Origin of the sequence: Companilactobacillus sp. (genome assembly GCF_022484265.1) — a bacterium.
Lineage (GTDB): Bacteria > Bacillota > Bacilli > Lactobacillales > Lactobacillaceae > Companilactobacillus.
This window is the reverse complement of the sequence record NZ_JAKVLR010000001.1, coordinates 1,659,891-1,676,950: the sequence shown is the minus strand read 5'-3', so window position 1 is coordinate 1,676,950 and position 17,060 is coordinate 1,659,891. Positions and strand designations below refer to the sequence as shown.

Annotated in this window: 14 protein-coding genes; 3 read left to right on the top strand and 11 right to left on the bottom strand. The window is 37.9% G+C overall.

Annotation, left to right across the window (positions count from 1 at the left end; genetic code table 11):
- Positions 1–2: 2 nt before the first annotated feature.
- On the bottom strand, positions 3–1,160 hold the full coding sequence (locus LKF16_RS08100) for an LCP family glycopolymer transferase (RefSeq protein WP_291470357.1): 1,158 nt from the start codon (positions 1,158–1,160) through the stop codon (positions 3–5).
- Between the two features lie 247 nt (positions 1,161–1,407).
- Here LKF16_RS08100 and LKF16_RS08095 point away from each other — a divergent pair, with 247 nt between their 5' ends.
- Positions 1,408–2,166 (top strand): threonine/serine exporter family protein, encoded by a 759-nt coding sequence (locus tag LKF16_RS08095; RefSeq protein ID WP_291470354.1) that lies wholly within the window; start codon positions 1,408–1,410, stop codon positions 2,164–2,166.
- A 9-nt stretch (positions 2,167–2,175) separates the two neighbouring features.
- Positions 2,176–2,625, top strand: a complete 450-nt coding sequence (locus tag LKF16_RS08090) for a threonine/serine exporter family protein (protein ID WP_291470352.1) — start codon at positions 2,176–2,178, stop codon at positions 2,623–2,625.
- 27 nt (positions 2,626–2,652) lie between these two features.
- On the opposite strand, the gene LKF16_RS08085 is transcribed toward LKF16_RS08090, so the two are convergent.
- Positions 2,653–5,277, bottom strand: a complete 2,625-nt coding sequence (locus LKF16_RS08085; protein WP_291470350.1) for a transglycosylase domain-containing protein — start codon at positions 5,275–5,277, stop codon at positions 2,653–2,655.
- Positions 5,278–5,285: 8 nt separating this feature from the next.
- A complete protein-coding gene (locus tag LKF16_RS08080; protein WP_291470348.1) occupies positions 5,286–6,584 on the bottom strand; it encodes a hypothetical protein in 1,299 nt (432 codons plus the stop codon).
- 75 nt (positions 6,585–6,659) lie between these two features.
- Here LKF16_RS08080 and LKF16_RS08075 point away from each other — a divergent pair, with 75 nt between their 5' ends.
- Positions 6,660–7,586: a hypothetical protein gene (locus tag LKF16_RS08075; protein WP_291470346.1), complete on the top strand. Its 927-nt coding sequence runs from the start codon at positions 6,660–6,662 to the stop codon at positions 7,584–7,586.
- A gap of 52 nt (positions 7,587–7,638) precedes the next feature.
- Here the strand turns inward: LKF16_RS08075 and LKF16_RS08070 are convergent, their stop codons facing one another.
- The 8 genes from LKF16_RS08070 to gyrA form a co-directional block, all read right to left on the bottom strand.
- Complete coding sequence (locus LKF16_RS08070; protein ID WP_291470344.1) at positions 7,639–8,922, bottom strand: adenylosuccinate synthase; 1,284 nt, start codon at positions 8,920–8,922, stop codon at positions 7,639–7,641.
- 19 nt (positions 8,923–8,941) lie between these two features.
- Positions 8,942–10,318, bottom strand: coding sequence for a replicative DNA helicase (gene dnaB / locus LKF16_RS08065; RefSeq protein WP_291470342.1), 1,377 nt, complete (start codon positions 10,316–10,318; stop codon positions 8,942–8,944).
- Between the two features lie 7 nt (positions 10,319–10,325).
- A complete protein-coding gene (gene rplI, locus LKF16_RS08060) occupies positions 10,326–10,781 on the bottom strand; it encodes a 50S ribosomal protein L9 (RefSeq protein WP_291470340.1) in 456 nt (151 codons plus the stop codon).
- A 14-nt stretch (positions 10,782–10,795) separates the two neighbouring features.
- Positions 10,796–12,817: a DHH family phosphoesterase gene (locus LKF16_RS08055; protein WP_291470338.1), complete on the bottom strand. Its 2,022-nt coding sequence runs from the start codon at positions 12,815–12,817 to the stop codon at positions 10,796–10,798.
- A 290-nt stretch (positions 12,818–13,107) separates the two neighbouring features.
- Positions 13,108–13,344 (bottom strand): 30S ribosomal protein S18, encoded by a 237-nt coding sequence (gene rpsR, locus LKF16_RS08050; protein WP_057738857.1) that lies wholly within the window; start codon positions 13,342–13,344, stop codon positions 13,108–13,110.
- 21 nt (positions 13,345–13,365) lie between these two features.
- Positions 13,366–13,935: a single-stranded DNA-binding protein gene (gene ssb, locus LKF16_RS08045; protein WP_291470333.1), complete on the bottom strand. Its 570-nt coding sequence runs from the start codon at positions 13,933–13,935 to the stop codon at positions 13,366–13,368.
- A 36-nt stretch (positions 13,936–13,971) separates the two neighbouring features.
- Positions 13,972–14,262 carry a 30S ribosomal protein S6 gene (rpsF, locus tag LKF16_RS08040; protein WP_291470331.1) on the bottom strand — a complete coding sequence of 97 codons (291 nt, stop codon included), beginning with the start codon at positions 14,260–14,262 and terminating at the stop codon, positions 13,972–13,974.
- A 204-nt stretch (positions 14,263–14,466) separates the two neighbouring features.
- Positions 14,467–17,046, bottom strand: a complete 2,580-nt coding sequence (gene gyrA, locus LKF16_RS08035; protein ID WP_291470329.1) for a DNA gyrase subunit A — start codon at positions 17,044–17,046, stop codon at positions 14,467–14,469.
- Between the last annotated feature and the right edge of the window lie 14 nt (positions 17,047–17,060).

Below are 17,060 nucleotides of genomic sequence, written 5' to 3'. Positions count from 1 at the left end.
ATTTATTCTGACGTTTGATTGTTTTTAAATATCTTATACGTCTGTTCTTGGTCCCCATCGTAATCAAATGAGAAGCCTTGTCGTTCATTTAATCGATTGAGCTTGGTTTCCTCGTTATTGATAGTTTCGTGAGGCAACTCAAGTTGTTTTCTTAACTTGTTAGATACACGCTGGATCTCCTTAGTTGGAGCTAACTCGTATGAAACGTCTCCGACCATTTGACCATACCCTTGTAAATGATCAGATGCAATGCTCTTAGATGCGTCACGATAATTAAAGAACATCGTCTGCATATCATTAAAGCTCAAGTTAGTTGTCATTGAATCCGAAATACTGTCTAACACATCTTTAAAGTGGGTAAACGTCTTAGCACTAGCTGCACTCTTGATAATGGCAGAAATGATCTGTCTTTGTCGTTGTTGACGTCCATAATCACCGTTAGGGTCATCATGGCGCATACGAGCGTAATCTAGAGCCTGTTTACCATTAAGGTGCATCTCACCCTTAGTGAAGTTAGATGGAGTTTCGCCAACGTCACCATATGAAAAACTAAACGGAACGTTAACATCTACTCCACCGACACTATTAACGATTTTTTCAAGCGAGTTGAAATCGACCTTAACGTAGTAATCTATCGGTACATTGATCAGTTTTTCCGTCGTTACGACCGCACTGTTTTCTGTACCAATATTGTAAGCTGAGTTGATCTTCTGGATCTTTCTCGTATTGTTATCTTCATTCTTCCAGATCTGAGTCATAGTATCACGAGGAATAGACATCATTGTAGTCTTCTTAGTCTTAGGATTGACTGTGACAACGATCATCGTGTCTGAATTACCTTTATAGTTGGTCTCCGTATCTCTGACCCCGTTATCGGTAGTATCTACACCTAGAAGCAAGATAGAAACTGGCTGACTGTCTGCGATCTTAGTTGAGGTTGGCTTGCCTGATAAAGGCTTAAAGGTCTTATCCAATGAGCCTTGAGCTTGAGCATATAGTCTAAATCCATAGGCGCCAGTAACAAATATCGCTATCAGCAAAACTAAACCTAATATCTTTAAAAAAGCTTTGTTGACTGGACCTGAGTTGTTGGAAGCTAAAGCATTGTTATGCGTAAGCTTACGTCTCTGTCTAGACATGTTGTTGTTATTATTATTCATGAATTAACTCCGTGAGTTTAAATACTTTCGAGCGGAAATCTTTAATAAAGTTGTATTATACAGCTTAACTATAGTTACCGTCAGTATATTTGTTATATATTAAACGTAAACATAAATTATTAATAGGAGCCGCTATCAATTTTTTCATATATGATTGATTGATAGTCATTCCCGTTAAGTACCTCAAATAATTATAAAAGATTCATATCTTCTGTCAAATTCTATCCCCATCAAAGCAGGTGATCAAATGGAAAACATCGAAACTATTAGCAAAAACGACTTGTCTGCGCTTTGCCTTAAAACAGCTTATCTACTAGTTAACGGCGGTGCTGAAACTTACCGTGTTGAAGATACTGTTGAACGTATCGGACAATCTTTAGGTTTTGAGGTCAAATGCTACGTAACCGTAACAGCTATCTTCATCGAAATCAATCATCAGAATTTTAAATTTATTAAATCTCGCTTAGGCGGTACCAACTTGCAGATGATCGATGAGATCAATACCATGTCCAGGCAACTAGCAAATAAGACCATTTCGATCGATGGTTTTACGCGACACATCAACCATCTATATAAGTACAAGCGGACAGCTGATTTTCCATTTCTATTAAAAGCCTTTGGTGCAGGATTAGTTTCGATGGCGCCGATGCTATTATTCGAAATGCCATTGTATTACTTCCTCTACTGTTTCGTCGTTGGAGTGATCGGCTATACGATCTCTTCTTACTTGTCGCAACTATCAATGCTTCCATACGCCGATTTATTTATTGCTGGATTCGTAATTGCCTTATCGGCGATAATGCTCAAACGAATCGGTTTAGTGACCCAATACCACACGATCATCATTGGAGCAATCATGCCGTTAGTTCCTGGGGTAGCAATCACTAATGCTATTCGGGAATTAGTTATGCGGCACGCTCTGAGTAGTTCCGTCAAATTTCTCGATTCATTACTAGTGGCTAGCAGCATTGGTTTCGGCATTGCAACCGCTTTAATTATTTTTTAGGAGGCTATCATGGATATCTTTTTAAATATTCTATTAGGTGCTCTATCGGCAATTGGATTTTCATTGATAACCAATGCCCCAAGACGAGCAGCCGGAATCATCGGATTAACTGGAGCAATGAGTTGGACCGTCTTTTATCTATTAAAAAATTACTTTCATATGAACGTACTGATCGCCAATTATATTGGAGCTTTGATCATCGGAGTAATGGCATACTTTCTGGCCAGAAGATATCGTTTGCCAGAAAATATTATCGTTATCCCTTGCTTAGTTAATCTTGTTCCCGGGGGTAATGCTTATCGGACTATCTTATACATGGTCCAAAACAATTACTCTGGTTCGATCAACCAAGGATTCCAAACTTTCTTGATTGCGTCGTTTTTAGCAATTGGATTATTCACCACACCATATACGGCAGCATCAGTAAAACGATTAAAAATGATTCGTGCGAAAAAATAAAGCAGTCTCCTGTCGGAGGCTGCTTTTTTAGTTATTGATATAAAGTTTTAAATCAGGTACTGTTCCGCCATAACTTCTGATCTCATTCATTAAGTTGATCAGTTCTTGTTTCTGGTCCTCTTTGTCAGAGTCATTGTTTTTATATGCTTCTTTGACCTTTTGGACTTGTTCGTTATACTGTGGCATCAGCTTGTCGACCATCTTCTTACGATCGGTAGCACGCTGGGATTCTATCTGACGCTTTTCAGTATTGTATTTAGCTAGTTTTCCGTTCTCTTTTTCTGCTGCTAATGTTGCCTGCTGCAAATTCAATTGCTTCTGCATATCAGCAATTTGATCAGTGAATTTATTCTTAGCCTTTTGACGTTTAACGTTAATGTTTAAATAACGGATATTCTGTAGCTCATCTAACTTCTTAGAATAATCTGATTCCTTGACCATCGGTGAATCATTGTACTTATCAATTGCTCGCTGTACCTTAGCTTCACGTTTGAATTCTTCCTTTTTAGAAAGATGATAAATGATCCGGTAATCCATATTAAAAAGTCGTTCTTGGTTTTGCTTTTCTTGTGTCGTCTTAAAGTCATTAAAGTTTAAGTCGATTATATCCTGAATAGTCTGTTTCCTTTTGCTTTCATCGATCGACAAATTGCTGCCTGACACTTTGACTGTGCTAGGCTTTTTAAAGTTCTGTTGTTTCTCCTTTAAGTAATCGACCAAGTACTGACCTTCCGCCTTAAAGGTTGCCATCGGCAATCCCTCCTGACCACCAGTTAATGAATTGCCATGATCGTTACCTGTCCAATTTGCGATCGTAAAATCGGGAGTCATGCCGACAAAATAACTATCCTTGTAATCATCAGTTGTACCCGTCTTACCAGCTGTATATTTAAAGTTATCTAAACTAGCTGCTTTACCCAAACCGCTTGTAATAACAGACTGCATTGTATTGAGCATCAGATAACTAGCATCAGCTGCGTAAACCTTTTTTGGTAGGTGACGATTCTCGTAGATCATACGTTCATTTGATTCGTCATAAATACTAGAGACGTTACTGGGATGAATAAAATTACCACTTCGAGAAAAGCTACTGTAACCAGATGCCATTTCAGTTGTCGTTGTTCCGTATGTAAATGCTCCTAAAGCCAAGATTGGATTTCGGTCATTTGGAGACAGACGAGCGAATTCCATCTTTGCTAGATCATTGTAGTAGCTTTTTTGCTTATCTTGAGAAGCCAGTTTATAGGCAACAGTATTGATTGAATTTTCTAGAGCGTGTCTGACAGTTGTCTGTCCCGTGAATCCTGAGTACCAGTTCGTAATTGAACCAACTGCAGAGTCCGTAACCGAGCTCTGAGGCAAGTATCCTCGTTCGAATGCTGGAGCATAGGCAACTAAAGGCTTAGCAGCAGAACCTGGCTGACGGTATCCATTGATAGCCCGATTCAACTGATCATACTCAGTACCTCGACCACCAACGATAGCTAGGACATTTCCTGTTTTGTTGTCGATCACTGTACTAGATACTTGTGGTTGTAATTTGCCATCCTTATCTTTAACAGAATTATCAGCATAGGTTTGTTCAACTAACTGTTCAACCTTTGCTTGTAATCCTGGATCGATTGAGGTTCTAATACTGTATCCACCGTTCAATAATTGTCCTTGAGCAATATCAAAAGCTTGGCCATATGATTTATAGTAAGCATTTCGTTCATCATTATTTTTGAAGTTATACTTCATAGAGAATCCTGATGATTTCATTAATTCCTCAGTCGCACTAAAGACTGCATAATTGACTGCATAATTTTTAGAAATGTCATTGTCGAATGAATGTTGATTAACTTTCAGACCTAATGGTTTCTTTCGAGCAGACATATATTCTTTGTGTGAGATCAACCCACGTTTATTCATGATGTTTAAAACCATATTGCGACGTTTAACTGAACGTTCAGGATAAGACACTGGATCATAATACACAGGGTTATTTGGAATACCAATTAACATCGCAATCTGATCCAAGCTCAAATCGTTTTGATCCTTTGAAAAATAATACTTAGCCGCACTACTAAATCCATAGCTAGCGTGTCCCATGTAGACATCATTAATATAGAATTCAAGAATATCCTTTTTACTGAATTTCTTTTCTATTTCCTGGGCAATAACCATCTCTTTGATTTTTCTGGACATAGTCTGAGATTGATCCTTCAATACAACGTTCTTAACTAATTGTTGTGTTAGAGTCGACCCTCCTTGAACCCGATGCTGGATCACTCTAGAACCAATTGAACGTAGTATGGCATACATATCAACTCCATGATGAATATAAAAACGACTATCTTCCACATCAACTAGGCCTTTGCTGATCAGAGGATTGATATCTTTCTCTTTAGTATAGCTGGCATCTGATCTCGAAAATTTAGCTAGTTGTTTACCATTCTTATCATAGACTACAGTCGAATTTTTTGGATAGAAATCTTTTGCATCTAGATGACTACTATAGGCATACCCATCAGCAATTGACGTCTTTATTTGAGAGCCGAATTTTAGCCAAGTAATCGCAATTAAAATCACTAACACTGCCAGTATAGCTAAAAGTACCTTAGGCCATTTTCGCCTTCGTTTTATTGTTTTCCTTTTTGTTGTTTCACGCATATTCTCTCCTATTTAACATAGAAAACTGTTCCTGTTGAAACTTTTGATTTGATCGTGCTTAAATCACCAGTTGATATCTTGACTCCATTTTGATAACTCGAACCGCCGCTCGAAATGAATCCAATAGTACTTGAATCGCCAAAGTAAATTGAATTCTCCAACGAAGGGTTATTTTTGAACCAAAAGACTGGCGATGCTTGATTATAATTTGCAGTACTATTATCCGCATTCGTGATACCTAAATTACTGAGAGTATCATCAGATGCATTACTTAGATATTTTCCAAATGATCCAGACGAACTATCAGTTATGATTGCCGCATTATCTGATGCTGAGTCTATAATAGCTTTGATCTGATATTGTCCTGATGCCACATTACCCGAAGTAACGCTTATGTCTGAACCATCGGAAACATAGTTACCATCCGTTAATGTCATATACGAGATACGACCTTTACTCTTGTCATAATATAAGACATGTTTAGCTGTAATTCCTGCACTAGACAATTCATCAGTCGCCTTAGATGAATTGTCCAAATCAGAGATGATATCGACGTTAGCTGGTGTGTACTTCATTGTCAGTGGTGAGTTTTTCAAAGCAGTCAATTTAGCTTTAGCATCTTTGACTTTGATATCATCATTTGAATGAGCTTTATAATATTTATTAAGTTCCTGAATTTTATAATCCAAATCACGCTTAACTTGTTTATTCTTTATCAACTTCGCGTATGTATTAACCAAAGATATGTTCTTGATCGACAGTGATGACTTATCATCATTGTATTCATTCCAAATTTCATCAATATACTTGATTGCATCGTTAGTTTGCTCAAACCAAATCCGAATAGTATCGAGCTTATTCTTTTGTACCTGGTAGACATCTTGATTTTTTTCTTTCAACAATTGTTTGTCGATATCATCCAATCTTTTTTTGGTGACCGTGTTTTGATAATAGTTTTTACCATCATATAAGCCAGTAACTAACTTAACTTGTTTCTGGCGAATCGCTAATTGATTTTGGATCTTACGATATTTAGTCACATTATCCCCAGTGATGATTTTTCCATCACTGACTTTTATCAGAGCCCCAATGAAATCCAACGTTTTATTATTAGTATTCTTTTTAAGGACTCCTAGTTGTTCATCCTGATATTGATTGGATAATTCTTTTGAAACTGCAGCATTGGCAGTCCCATATAAAAGGGCAAGTAAAAAAACTACCGCAGTGACTATTGCGGCCACTTTAGCAATGATCATCAGATGATTAGTTGTCTTGGTATTTTTTCGTAAGACTTTTTTATCTTTCATCATTTCCCCCATTAAATTAGTTACATTTCGTATATGATATATATTAAAAGATTGAGCGCATAAAGGTGGTACATTTTGAAAAATTTAACCAAAAAACAAATTCGACGAATTATTTGGATTTCACTATTAATTGTTTTGGTTTTTATCTTTGCAAGCAATACCTGTAAAATCAGAACCAAAACAACCGATGCAATCTCACAAATAACTATTCCATTTAATCTGATTGTGAATCCAAATAACATTGATGAAGGTGTCACACCTAAATCAATTAGCACCAATGTTAAAGATTTGAATTCTGAAAAAAATCATATTCAATCATTAGTCGATAATATTAATACATCCTATAAAGATGATAAGAAACTTTTTTTCTTATCAAAGCAACAGCAAACTGATTTGAAACAAAAAATTTCAAAGCAACCTCACCAATATATCTACTCGATCACGTTGTTAAATTTTGGACGTGATTACAGTGGAGATTATTTCACCATCAGTTGTAATCAATATAATGACACCAAAACCATTGTTAGTTATCGATATATTTTACACTATCAGGGAGATCAAATTAAAACCTCGAAATATATTGGAGCAACTAAGAATACCTATCCTCCTGAATTCACCTTGGATGGTATAAATGTTGGTGACAACGGCATTAAAGAATCCAAAACCTATATGCAAGAAATAAGAACTGCAATTATCAATTCTGGTCTCATCTCGAACAACGATATTATCCCTGGAGACTTTAATCAAATCGCTAATAACATTGGTCTGAACAGTGACAAAAGCAATAAGGGATTATATACCCTGACCAAACATGCCAATTCAAGATTAACTAACTTTGCTATTACGGGATATGAGATCTCAGATGTTCCTAGAAGCAGTCAAATCTATATCAAACAAATCGACAAGAACGTTAATTATTATTATACGTTAACCTACAATCGGAACACATCCAATTTCACTTCTCTCCAGAAAAATATAATTTCCAATCGAATGACAAAATAAAAAGCATCCTCTTTTGAGGATGCTTTTTATATTTCCCGGGAAATAATGTTATTTATTTCCACACATCATTAACAATAATTGTTTGATCTCTATCAGGGCCAACAGAAACAGTTGCATATTCAACATCTAATTCTTCTTTCAAGAATTCAAGATATGCTTTTGCTGCATCTGGTAATTCATCAATACTCTTAGCTTGAGTAATATCTTCGTCCCAACCATTGAATGTTTTATATACTGGTTTGCATTTTGCAAGCATGTTTAAGTTGGCTGGATATTCATCAATTTGTTTACCGTTGTAATCATATCCTACACAAACTTTAATTTCTTTCAAGCCAGTCAAAACATCTAAACAGTTAAGTGAAAGATGAGTTACTCCTGATACATTACATGAATGTTTTAGCACAACAGTATCTAACCAGCCAACACGTCTTGGACGATGTGTAACTGTTCCATATTCATGTCCCGCTTCGCGTAAGAAATCGCCTGTCTCGTTGTCTTGTTCAGTTGGGAATGGACCAGCACCAACACGTGACGTATAAGCTTTAACAACGCCAATTACTTTGTCGATCAACGGAGCACCGACACCTGCACCTGTTGTTACACCACCAGCTGGATTAGATGAAGTTACATAAGGATATGTTCCGTGGTCAATATCCAACATGATTCCTTGAGCACCTTCAAATAATACATTCTTGCCAGCCTTTAATTCTTTGTTCAAATATGCTGAAGTATCGATTACACGATCTTTTAATTGTTGACCAAGTTCGTAATATTTTTCAAACATATCATCAAAGCTCATTGGCTCTGCATTATAAATTTTAGTGAATAATTCATTTTTTGCATCCAAATTGGATTTCAAAAGGTCTCTAAATAGCTCTTTATCAAGGATATCAGCCATTCTGATTCCTACGCGCGCTGATTTGTCCATATAAGTAGGACCTATACCTCTATTAGTCGTACCGACCTTAGAATCTCCCTTAGAAGCTTCTTGTAATTTATCTAATTGGATATGATATGGCATGATCAGATGAGCACGGTTAGAAATTCGTAAATTTGATGTATCGACTCCTTGTTCATGTAAGCGTTTTAATTCTTCCAACAAGGATTCAATATTTAATACGACACCATTTCCGATAATACTTACTTTGTCTGAATATAAAATACCTGATGGAACAGATCTTAATTTATAAACATTGCCATCGATATTTAAAGTATGACCCGCATTATCTCCACCTTGATAACGGGCAATAATGTTTGCTTCGCCACTAAAGTAATCAGTAATCTTACCTTTACCTTCGTCACCCCATTGGGTACCTACTACTACAACTGTTGTCATTTCTTATCCACCTATACTATTAATTTTCTGGAATATTCGCGATCGAAGAAAACTTGTTGTACGACTTTACAAATAAGAGTTTTGCCGTACCACGAGGTCCTGAACGGTTCTTCGCGATAATTACTTCTACTTCACCTACATCTTGATCCTCTTGGTCCTGTGGTTCACTGTTGCCATCCTCATCCTCATCTCGATAGTAATCATCACGATAAAGGAAGGATACGATATCAGCATCCTGTTCGATTGATCCTGATTCTCTCAAGTCAGAAAGCATTGGACGTTTGTCTTGTCGAGCTTCCACCCCACGAGATAGCTGTGACAATGCAATGATCGGACAATGTAATTCCTTGGCTAATTTTTTCATGTTACGAGAAATTACTGAGACTTCTTGTTGTCTGTTTTCTTGACCGGTACCTTCGATCAGCTGCAAGTAATCGACCACAACTAGATCAACTTGACCTTGTTCTTTTTCAAGTCGACGGCATTTGGAACGGATCTCAGCCATCTTAATACCAGGAGTGTCATCGATATATACATTTGTATTCGACAAACTACCCATGGCAACGATCAAACTGTTCCACTGATTTTCATCTAGTTGTCCAGTTCTTAATGAATTAGCATCAATCGAGCCTGTGGAACATAGCATACGGTTGACCAATGACTCCGCACTCATTTCCAAAGAGAACATTGCGACTGTTGCATTGTCCTTGACCGCAGCATTCTCGATCAAATTCAATGCGAAGGCAGTTTTACCAACACCAGGACGGGCTGCTAAAATGACTAATTCATCTGCGTGCAGACCAGTCGTCATTGCATCAAGATCTTTATAACCAGTTGATAGTCCAGTAACATCGCTACCTTCCTCATACAACTTATCTATTTCGGCAAAAGACGACTTAACTACATCACTGATTTTTCGAAAACCTTTATGATTTCGATTCTCGGAAACGTCCATGATGTCACGTTCTGATGAATCGATGATCGAATCTAAGTCTTCGTTTTCATCAAAGCTTCGATTAACGATATTGGTCGCAGCATTGATCAAACTACGCAGGACCGACTTTTGACTAACGATCTTAGCGTAATATTCAGTATTAGCTGCAGTTGGAACTGCGTTAGCAAGCTCTGCTAAATAGGCAATGCCACCTGCATCTTCTAGTTGATTGCTACGATTTAATTCATCTTGGATCGTAACAATATCGACTGGACCATCATTTTGTTCATTGATATTGACCATGGCTTGAAAAATCAGTTGGTTAGCATGCTGATAAAAATCGCCAGGCTCCAGATATTCCATCGCCTCAGTCAATGCATCTTTACTTAGAAAAACCGCCCCTAAGACAGCCTGCTCAGCATTCTTGTCATTTGGCGGTATTCTAGTCATATCATTATTCATTTACTACCTACTTCTTTTCAACAATATGTACTCTTATCGTGGCTTCAACAGTGTCAAAAATTTTGGCTGGCACATTAACGAATCCTAATGCTTTTGCGCCTTCACCTAAACTCATCTTATGTTTATCAACGGTAATGTTGTATTGCTTTTTCAGTTCTTCAGCAATTTTCTTAGTTGTCACAGAACCAAACAAACGGCCATCTGTTCCAGCCTTGGCGGAAATCTCAACAACAGTTTTATCGTCTTCGATTTGACCTTTAACAACTTTGGCTTCAGCAAGTTCAGCCTCATAATCTTTTTCTTCACGATTTTGTTCAGCTGTTAATTGAGCCATGTTAGATTTAGTAGCTTCAATTGCCTTATGATTTTTGATTAAAAAGTTTTGAGCATATCCGTCTGCGACATTTTTAACTTCGCCACGTTTGCCCTTTCCTCTTACATCCTCTGTAAAAATAACCTTCACAGTCATTACCTCCGTTATTTTTTATTTTGCATATCTGTTAACACTTCGATTAATTGATCTTTAGATTCCTCAACTGTTGAATCTGAGATCTGCGTGGCAGCGTCTGACAAGTGGCCTCCGCCACCCATCTTTTCCATGATAACTTGAACGTTGATCTTTCCTAAACTACGTGCGGAAATACCAACACGGCCATCTGGACGTTTGCTAATAACAAATGATGCTTCGACACCATTTAATGATAGCAATGTATCGGCTGCTTGAGCAACAATAACTGGATCATATGTCTTGTCTTCTTCACCAAAACAAACTGCCATGTTGTTGCCGACCATTGTGATCGATTCAATCAAATGGTTACGTTCAATAAATGAATTTACATTTTCTTTGAGAATTTCTTGGATCAAAGTCTCGTCAGCACCCACTGATCTCAAGTAACTGGCAGCATCGAAAGTTCTCGTACCAGTACGAAGAGAAAATGACTTTGTATCAACTGTGATACCAGCTAATAATGCTGTAGCTTCGATCTTATCGATCGACTTCTTATTCTTAGGTTGATACTCAAGCATCTCAGTGATCAACTCACTAGTCGATGATGCGTAAGGTTCGATATATATCAGCATAGGATTCTCGGGGAATTCCTCGCCACGTCTGTGGTGATCGATAACCACAATCTTTTCGCTGTTTTGTTCAAACAGCTTTGGATTGATCGAAATGCTTTGTTTAGAATGGTCGACCATCACGATCAGCGTATTAGGCGTCACGATGTTGTTCGACTCATCAGATGAAATAATATCTTGATTAGCTTCTGGATCCTCTTTTTGAATCAGGCCAATCAAACGGGCTACGTCAGTGTGAAGCGACTTCTTATCAACAACAATCTTACATGGAGTGTTGTTCATAGCAGCGATTCTTCTAATACCCAATGAGGAGCCGATAACGTCCATGTCAGGGTGATTGTGACCCATAACTATTACTTGGTCGCTATCCTTTAAAAGCTCTTGTAGAGCTTCACTGATCATACGTGCTCTAACTCTAGTTCTCTTCTCCATCGGATCAGTATTACCACCGTAGAAACGAGCTTTTTCGCCAATTCCACGAACAACAACTTGATCACCACCACGACCTAAGGCCAGGTTCAGGTTCTTTTGAGCTTCTTCACTCAATACGGATAAGTCGTCGACACCGTAAGCAAATCCCATACTCAATGTTAATGGAACATTTTGTTGAGAAGTATATTCACGAATCGTATCGAGAACTTTAAATCCACGTTGCTCTGATTCAAAGAGTTTACCTGAATATGCCAAGATGAAGAAATGGTCATCGTCGATCCGCTTCAAAAACATTTTTCCACGTGTCGCCCAGTTGGTTAACTCATTAGTTATGTAGTTATCCAAATTGGAAATATCTCGATCACTCATTGACTGAGTTATTTCAGCATAGTTATCAAGATAAACTTGACCGATAACTGAACGGTTATTTTCGTAACGACTTTCCATTTCTGAATAGTGCGTTATTTCAAATAGGTAGATGACTCTTAGTTCACGTTGAACTTGAACCAAATAGTATTTATGACCAATCTTGATTGTCTTGCTGCTACCATGTTCAGAATCTTCTTCCTCGTCAGTCGTGACAAACGAAAGCAGTTCTGGAGAGATGTCAGCAATATTCATACTATAAATCGGTTCCAGTCCAGTTTTTTCAACGAAGTAAGGATTCACCCATTGAACTTGTTGATCTTCATCATAAAGCAAGATACCTAATGGATACTCGACAAAACTGTTATCAGTCCCACGATTGATCCGGTATTGTAGATCTGTAGTATATTTTCCGGCTTTCTCCCCTAATAGTAAGAACAAGTATATAAATAGCGTTAAAGATATTACTACTAATAAGGCTTGTATGTAGCCACTCACATGTCCGTGAATGATACCTACTATAAAAATTGAAATCAGCATAACAATTAACGAAGCACCTGTTAATTGAGTTGAATGATCAACTCTTGAGAGGAAATATCGAAGGTTAGATTTTATATTTTTCATATCAATTCCCCTTTTAATATACCCTCTAATTTTATCACAGCTAGGCCCTTACCTCACTGTTTATTCCAGATTGGCATCGAGTAATATATCGAGTTTTCTGATATTGTATCCGATTGCTGCAATGAAGCATTATCCATCAACTCATCCAGAGAATCCATTTTTTTGATTGAAGTGCCTCGTGAAAAAAATTGAATCACAGGCTCATCTCATTTGTCGATCAGCAGCAGATGCCATCACTCATCAAAAAAACGGCACAAAAAAAGACCACTTCTCGTGGTCTTTAATAAATATTAGTCTTCTGCAACGAATGGTAGAAGAGCCATAATTCTTGCTCTCTTGATAGCAATTGTAAGCTTTCTTTGATTCTTTGCACTTGTACCTGTAACACGTCTTGGCAAGATCTTACCACGTTCTGAGATAAATCTCTTTAGTAAGTCTGTGTCTTTGTAATCGATGTATTCGATATGGTTAGCAGCGATGAAGTCAACTTTACGTCTTCTACGTCCGCCTCTTCTTTGTTGGGCCATAGTGAATTCTCCCTTCTTAATTTAGAAAGGTAAGTCATCATCTGAAATATCAATTGGCTTGCTGTTGTCAGCAAACGGATCTTGATTATTCGTATTTGAATTGTTACCTGAATTATTATTTTGATTGTTGTTATTGTTAGATTGATTATTGTTGCTAAATGGAGACTGAGTATTTTGATTGCTTGATGGTTGAGCTGGAGCTTGTTGGTTTTGGTTGTTAAAACCATTACCACCGTTACTATTCTCATTTGCAGCTCTTCTTTCACTTTCAGATCTTGATTCCAAAAGTGAGAAGTTTTCTACAACTACTTCTGTTACATAAACACGGTTTCCTTGTTGGTTATCGTATGAACGAGTTTGAACACGTCCATCAACACCAACTAGTGAACCTTTATGTGTGAAGTTTGAGAAGTTCTCAGCAGCTTTTCTCCAAATAACACAGTTAATGAAGTCAGCTTCACGTTCACCTTGAGAATTAGTAAATTGTCTGTTAACAGCAACAGTAAATGATGCAACTGCAGCACCGTTAGCAGTATATCTAAGTTCAGGGTCACGCGTCAGGCGTCCGACTAAAACTACTCGGTTAATCATATATCTGCCTCCTCAAATTGTTTCACGTGAAACAAATTAAGCTTCACGTCTGATGATCATGTGACGCAAGATATTGTCGTCGATCTTTGAAAGACGGTCAAATTCGTTTAAAGCTGCGTCATCGTCAGTATCTAAAGTAATGATGTGATAGATACCTTCTTTATAGTTAGCAATTTCGTATGCTAAACGTTTCTTTTCCCAGTCTTTTGACTCAACATTCTTCGCACCGTTGTCTGTAAGGATCTTGTTGTAACGATCAATAACAGCCTTCTTTGCATCTTCTTCGATGTCTGGCTTGATGATGTATGTAATTTCGTAATGTGCCATGTGACTGTGCACCTCCTTATGGTCTAATGGTCCCAGTTAAGGGACAAGGAGCATAAATTGTCTAAATTTTATACTCACAAGGTAAGAGTTTATCATAAATCCCTCCTGATATCTAGCTGTTTTTTTACAAATAAAAAATCGTTTCTGCCTGACGTGTACCAAACCGATACACTTAAAAATTACGCAGAAACGATTTATTTTATTTTATTCTTCCGAATTGTCTGAATCTGAAGAATTATTGTCTGTCTCATCTTCGTCTGGAGTTGTGTCCGATGAATCAGGAGTTGCATTGTCTGTTGGATCTGTGTTGCCATCTGTTGAATCAGTTGAAGGATCATCTGTTTGATCTTCTTCCTCATCTTCATGAGCAATCTTGGTCATAGTAGAAACGATTGCATCGTCGTCTACCTTGATCAATCTAACACCCAAGGTTGCACGACCAGTTTGCGAAACATTGTTTACATCAAATCTGATCATGACCCCTGTGTTAGTTACTAACATAATATCTTCGTCAGTATTTACTGCTGCAATACCAGCGATTGGTCCGTTCTTTTCAGTAACGTTTGCGGTCTTGATACCTTTACCGCCACGACCTTTAACTGGATATTCGCTAGCAGCAGTTCTCTTACCATAACCATTCTCAGAAATCGTTAAGACTTCTTGTTCTGGTTCTAAGATTGATGAACCAACTACATAATCTTGTTCACGTAGCTTAATACCTCTAACACCGGCTGCAGTTCTTCCCATTGGACGAACGTCAGTCTCTTTGAAGGTTACGGCATAACCCTTGTGAGTACCGATAAAGATAACTTTATTGCCGTCTGTCATAAAGACGTTAATTAGCTCATCTTCATCCCTCAGAGCGATTGCACGTAAGCCTGAGTGTCTGATATTAGCAAAGTCTGAAACGGCTGTACGCTTAACTGTACCAAACTTAGTAACAAAGAATAGGAAGGAGTTATCGAGGTCGACGTCTTTATCAACGTTGATAACTGTTTGGATCTTTTCGCCCTTTTCAATGTTCAATAAGTTAATAACCGGAATACCTTTAGCAGTACGTCCATATTCAGGAACTTCATATCCTTTAGTCCGATAAACTTTACCAGTATTAGTAAAGAACAATAGACGGTCATGAGTTGACGTATAGATCATTTGTTCAATGAAGTCGTCATCATGAACACCCATCCCTTGAATACCACGTCCACCACGATTTTGAACTCTAAATTCATCAGCGGAAAGGCGTTTGATGTATCCATTGTGAGTCAGAACAACTAGGATGTTTTCTTCTTCAATCAAGTCTTCATCTTCGATGTTAGTGATCTCAGAGGCACGAATTTCTGTACGACGTTCGTCGCCAAACTTGTCTTGGATCTCTAACAATTCATCATAGATGATCTTATCGACACGTTCTGGTTTAGCCAAGATGTCTTTGTAATCGGCAATCTTAACTAACAATTCTTGATACTCTGATTCGACTTTTTCACGTTCCAAACCTGTCAAACGAACCAAACGCATATCCAAGATAGCTTGTGATTGTTTGTCAGATAACTTGAAATTGTCCATCAAAGTTTGTTTAGCAATCGCTGAAGTTTGCGAACCACGGATGATCTTGATGATCTCATCGATGTGGTCCAAAGCAATTCTCAAACCTTCAAGGATATGAGCACGAGCTTCAGCACGTTTCAAATCATATTCAGTTCTTCTACGAATAACTACTTCTTGATGCTTCAAGTATTCAAGTAAGACTTCTTTTAGAGAAAGGACCTTAGGAGTCTTGCCAACGATAGCAACCATGTTGATACCATATGAAATTTGCAATTGAGTCAACTTATAAAGGTTGTTCAAGACGACTGAGGCTGACATGTCGCGACGGATATCGATAACGATTCTCATCCCTTCACGGTCAGACTCATCATTCAAATCAGTGATACCTTCAAGTTTTTTATCACGAGCAAGCTCGGCGATTCTTTCAACTAACGTTGCTTTGTTGACCATATAAGGAAGCTCAGTAACAATAATTTGTTCTGCGCCACTCTTCTTAGTCACAACATCAACCTTAGCTCTTAAAGTGATCGTACCTTTACCAGATTCATAAGCACGTCTGATACCTGAACGACCCATTATAATACCACCGGTCGCAAAATCAGGTCCAGGCAATACTTTCATCAAGTCCATCAGAGTGGCATCTTTGTTTCTCATCAAAATATGCAAAGCATCGATAACTTCTTTTAAGTTATGCGATGGAATGTTGGTAGTCATACCAACAGCAATACCAGTCGCACCATTGACTAATAAGTTAGGGAATCTGGCTGGAAGAACCATAGGTTCTTTTTCTTCACCATCGTAGTTAGGAACAAGATCAACGGTATCTTTATTGATATCGCGGAGCATTTCCACCGCCATCTTACTCATACGAGCTTCTGTATAACGCATAGCAGCAGGCGGATCACCATCGATAGAACCAAAGTTACCATGTCCATCAACTAATGGATAACGATAACTAAAGTCCTGGGCCATTCTAACCATTGATTCGTAAATAGCTGAGTCACCATGGGGGTGATACTTACCCATGATATCCCCAACGAAACGAGCACTCTTCTTGTATGGCTTGTCAGGTGTAACACCTAATTCATTCATACCGTATAAAATACGACGATGAACAGGTTTTAGACCATCACGTACATCAGGAAGAGCACGAGATACGATAACACTGGCAGCATAATCAACGAAAGATTTTTTCATAACTTCCGTCAAATTAACATTTTCAATTCTTCGATCGTCCATTTAAATTAGTCCCC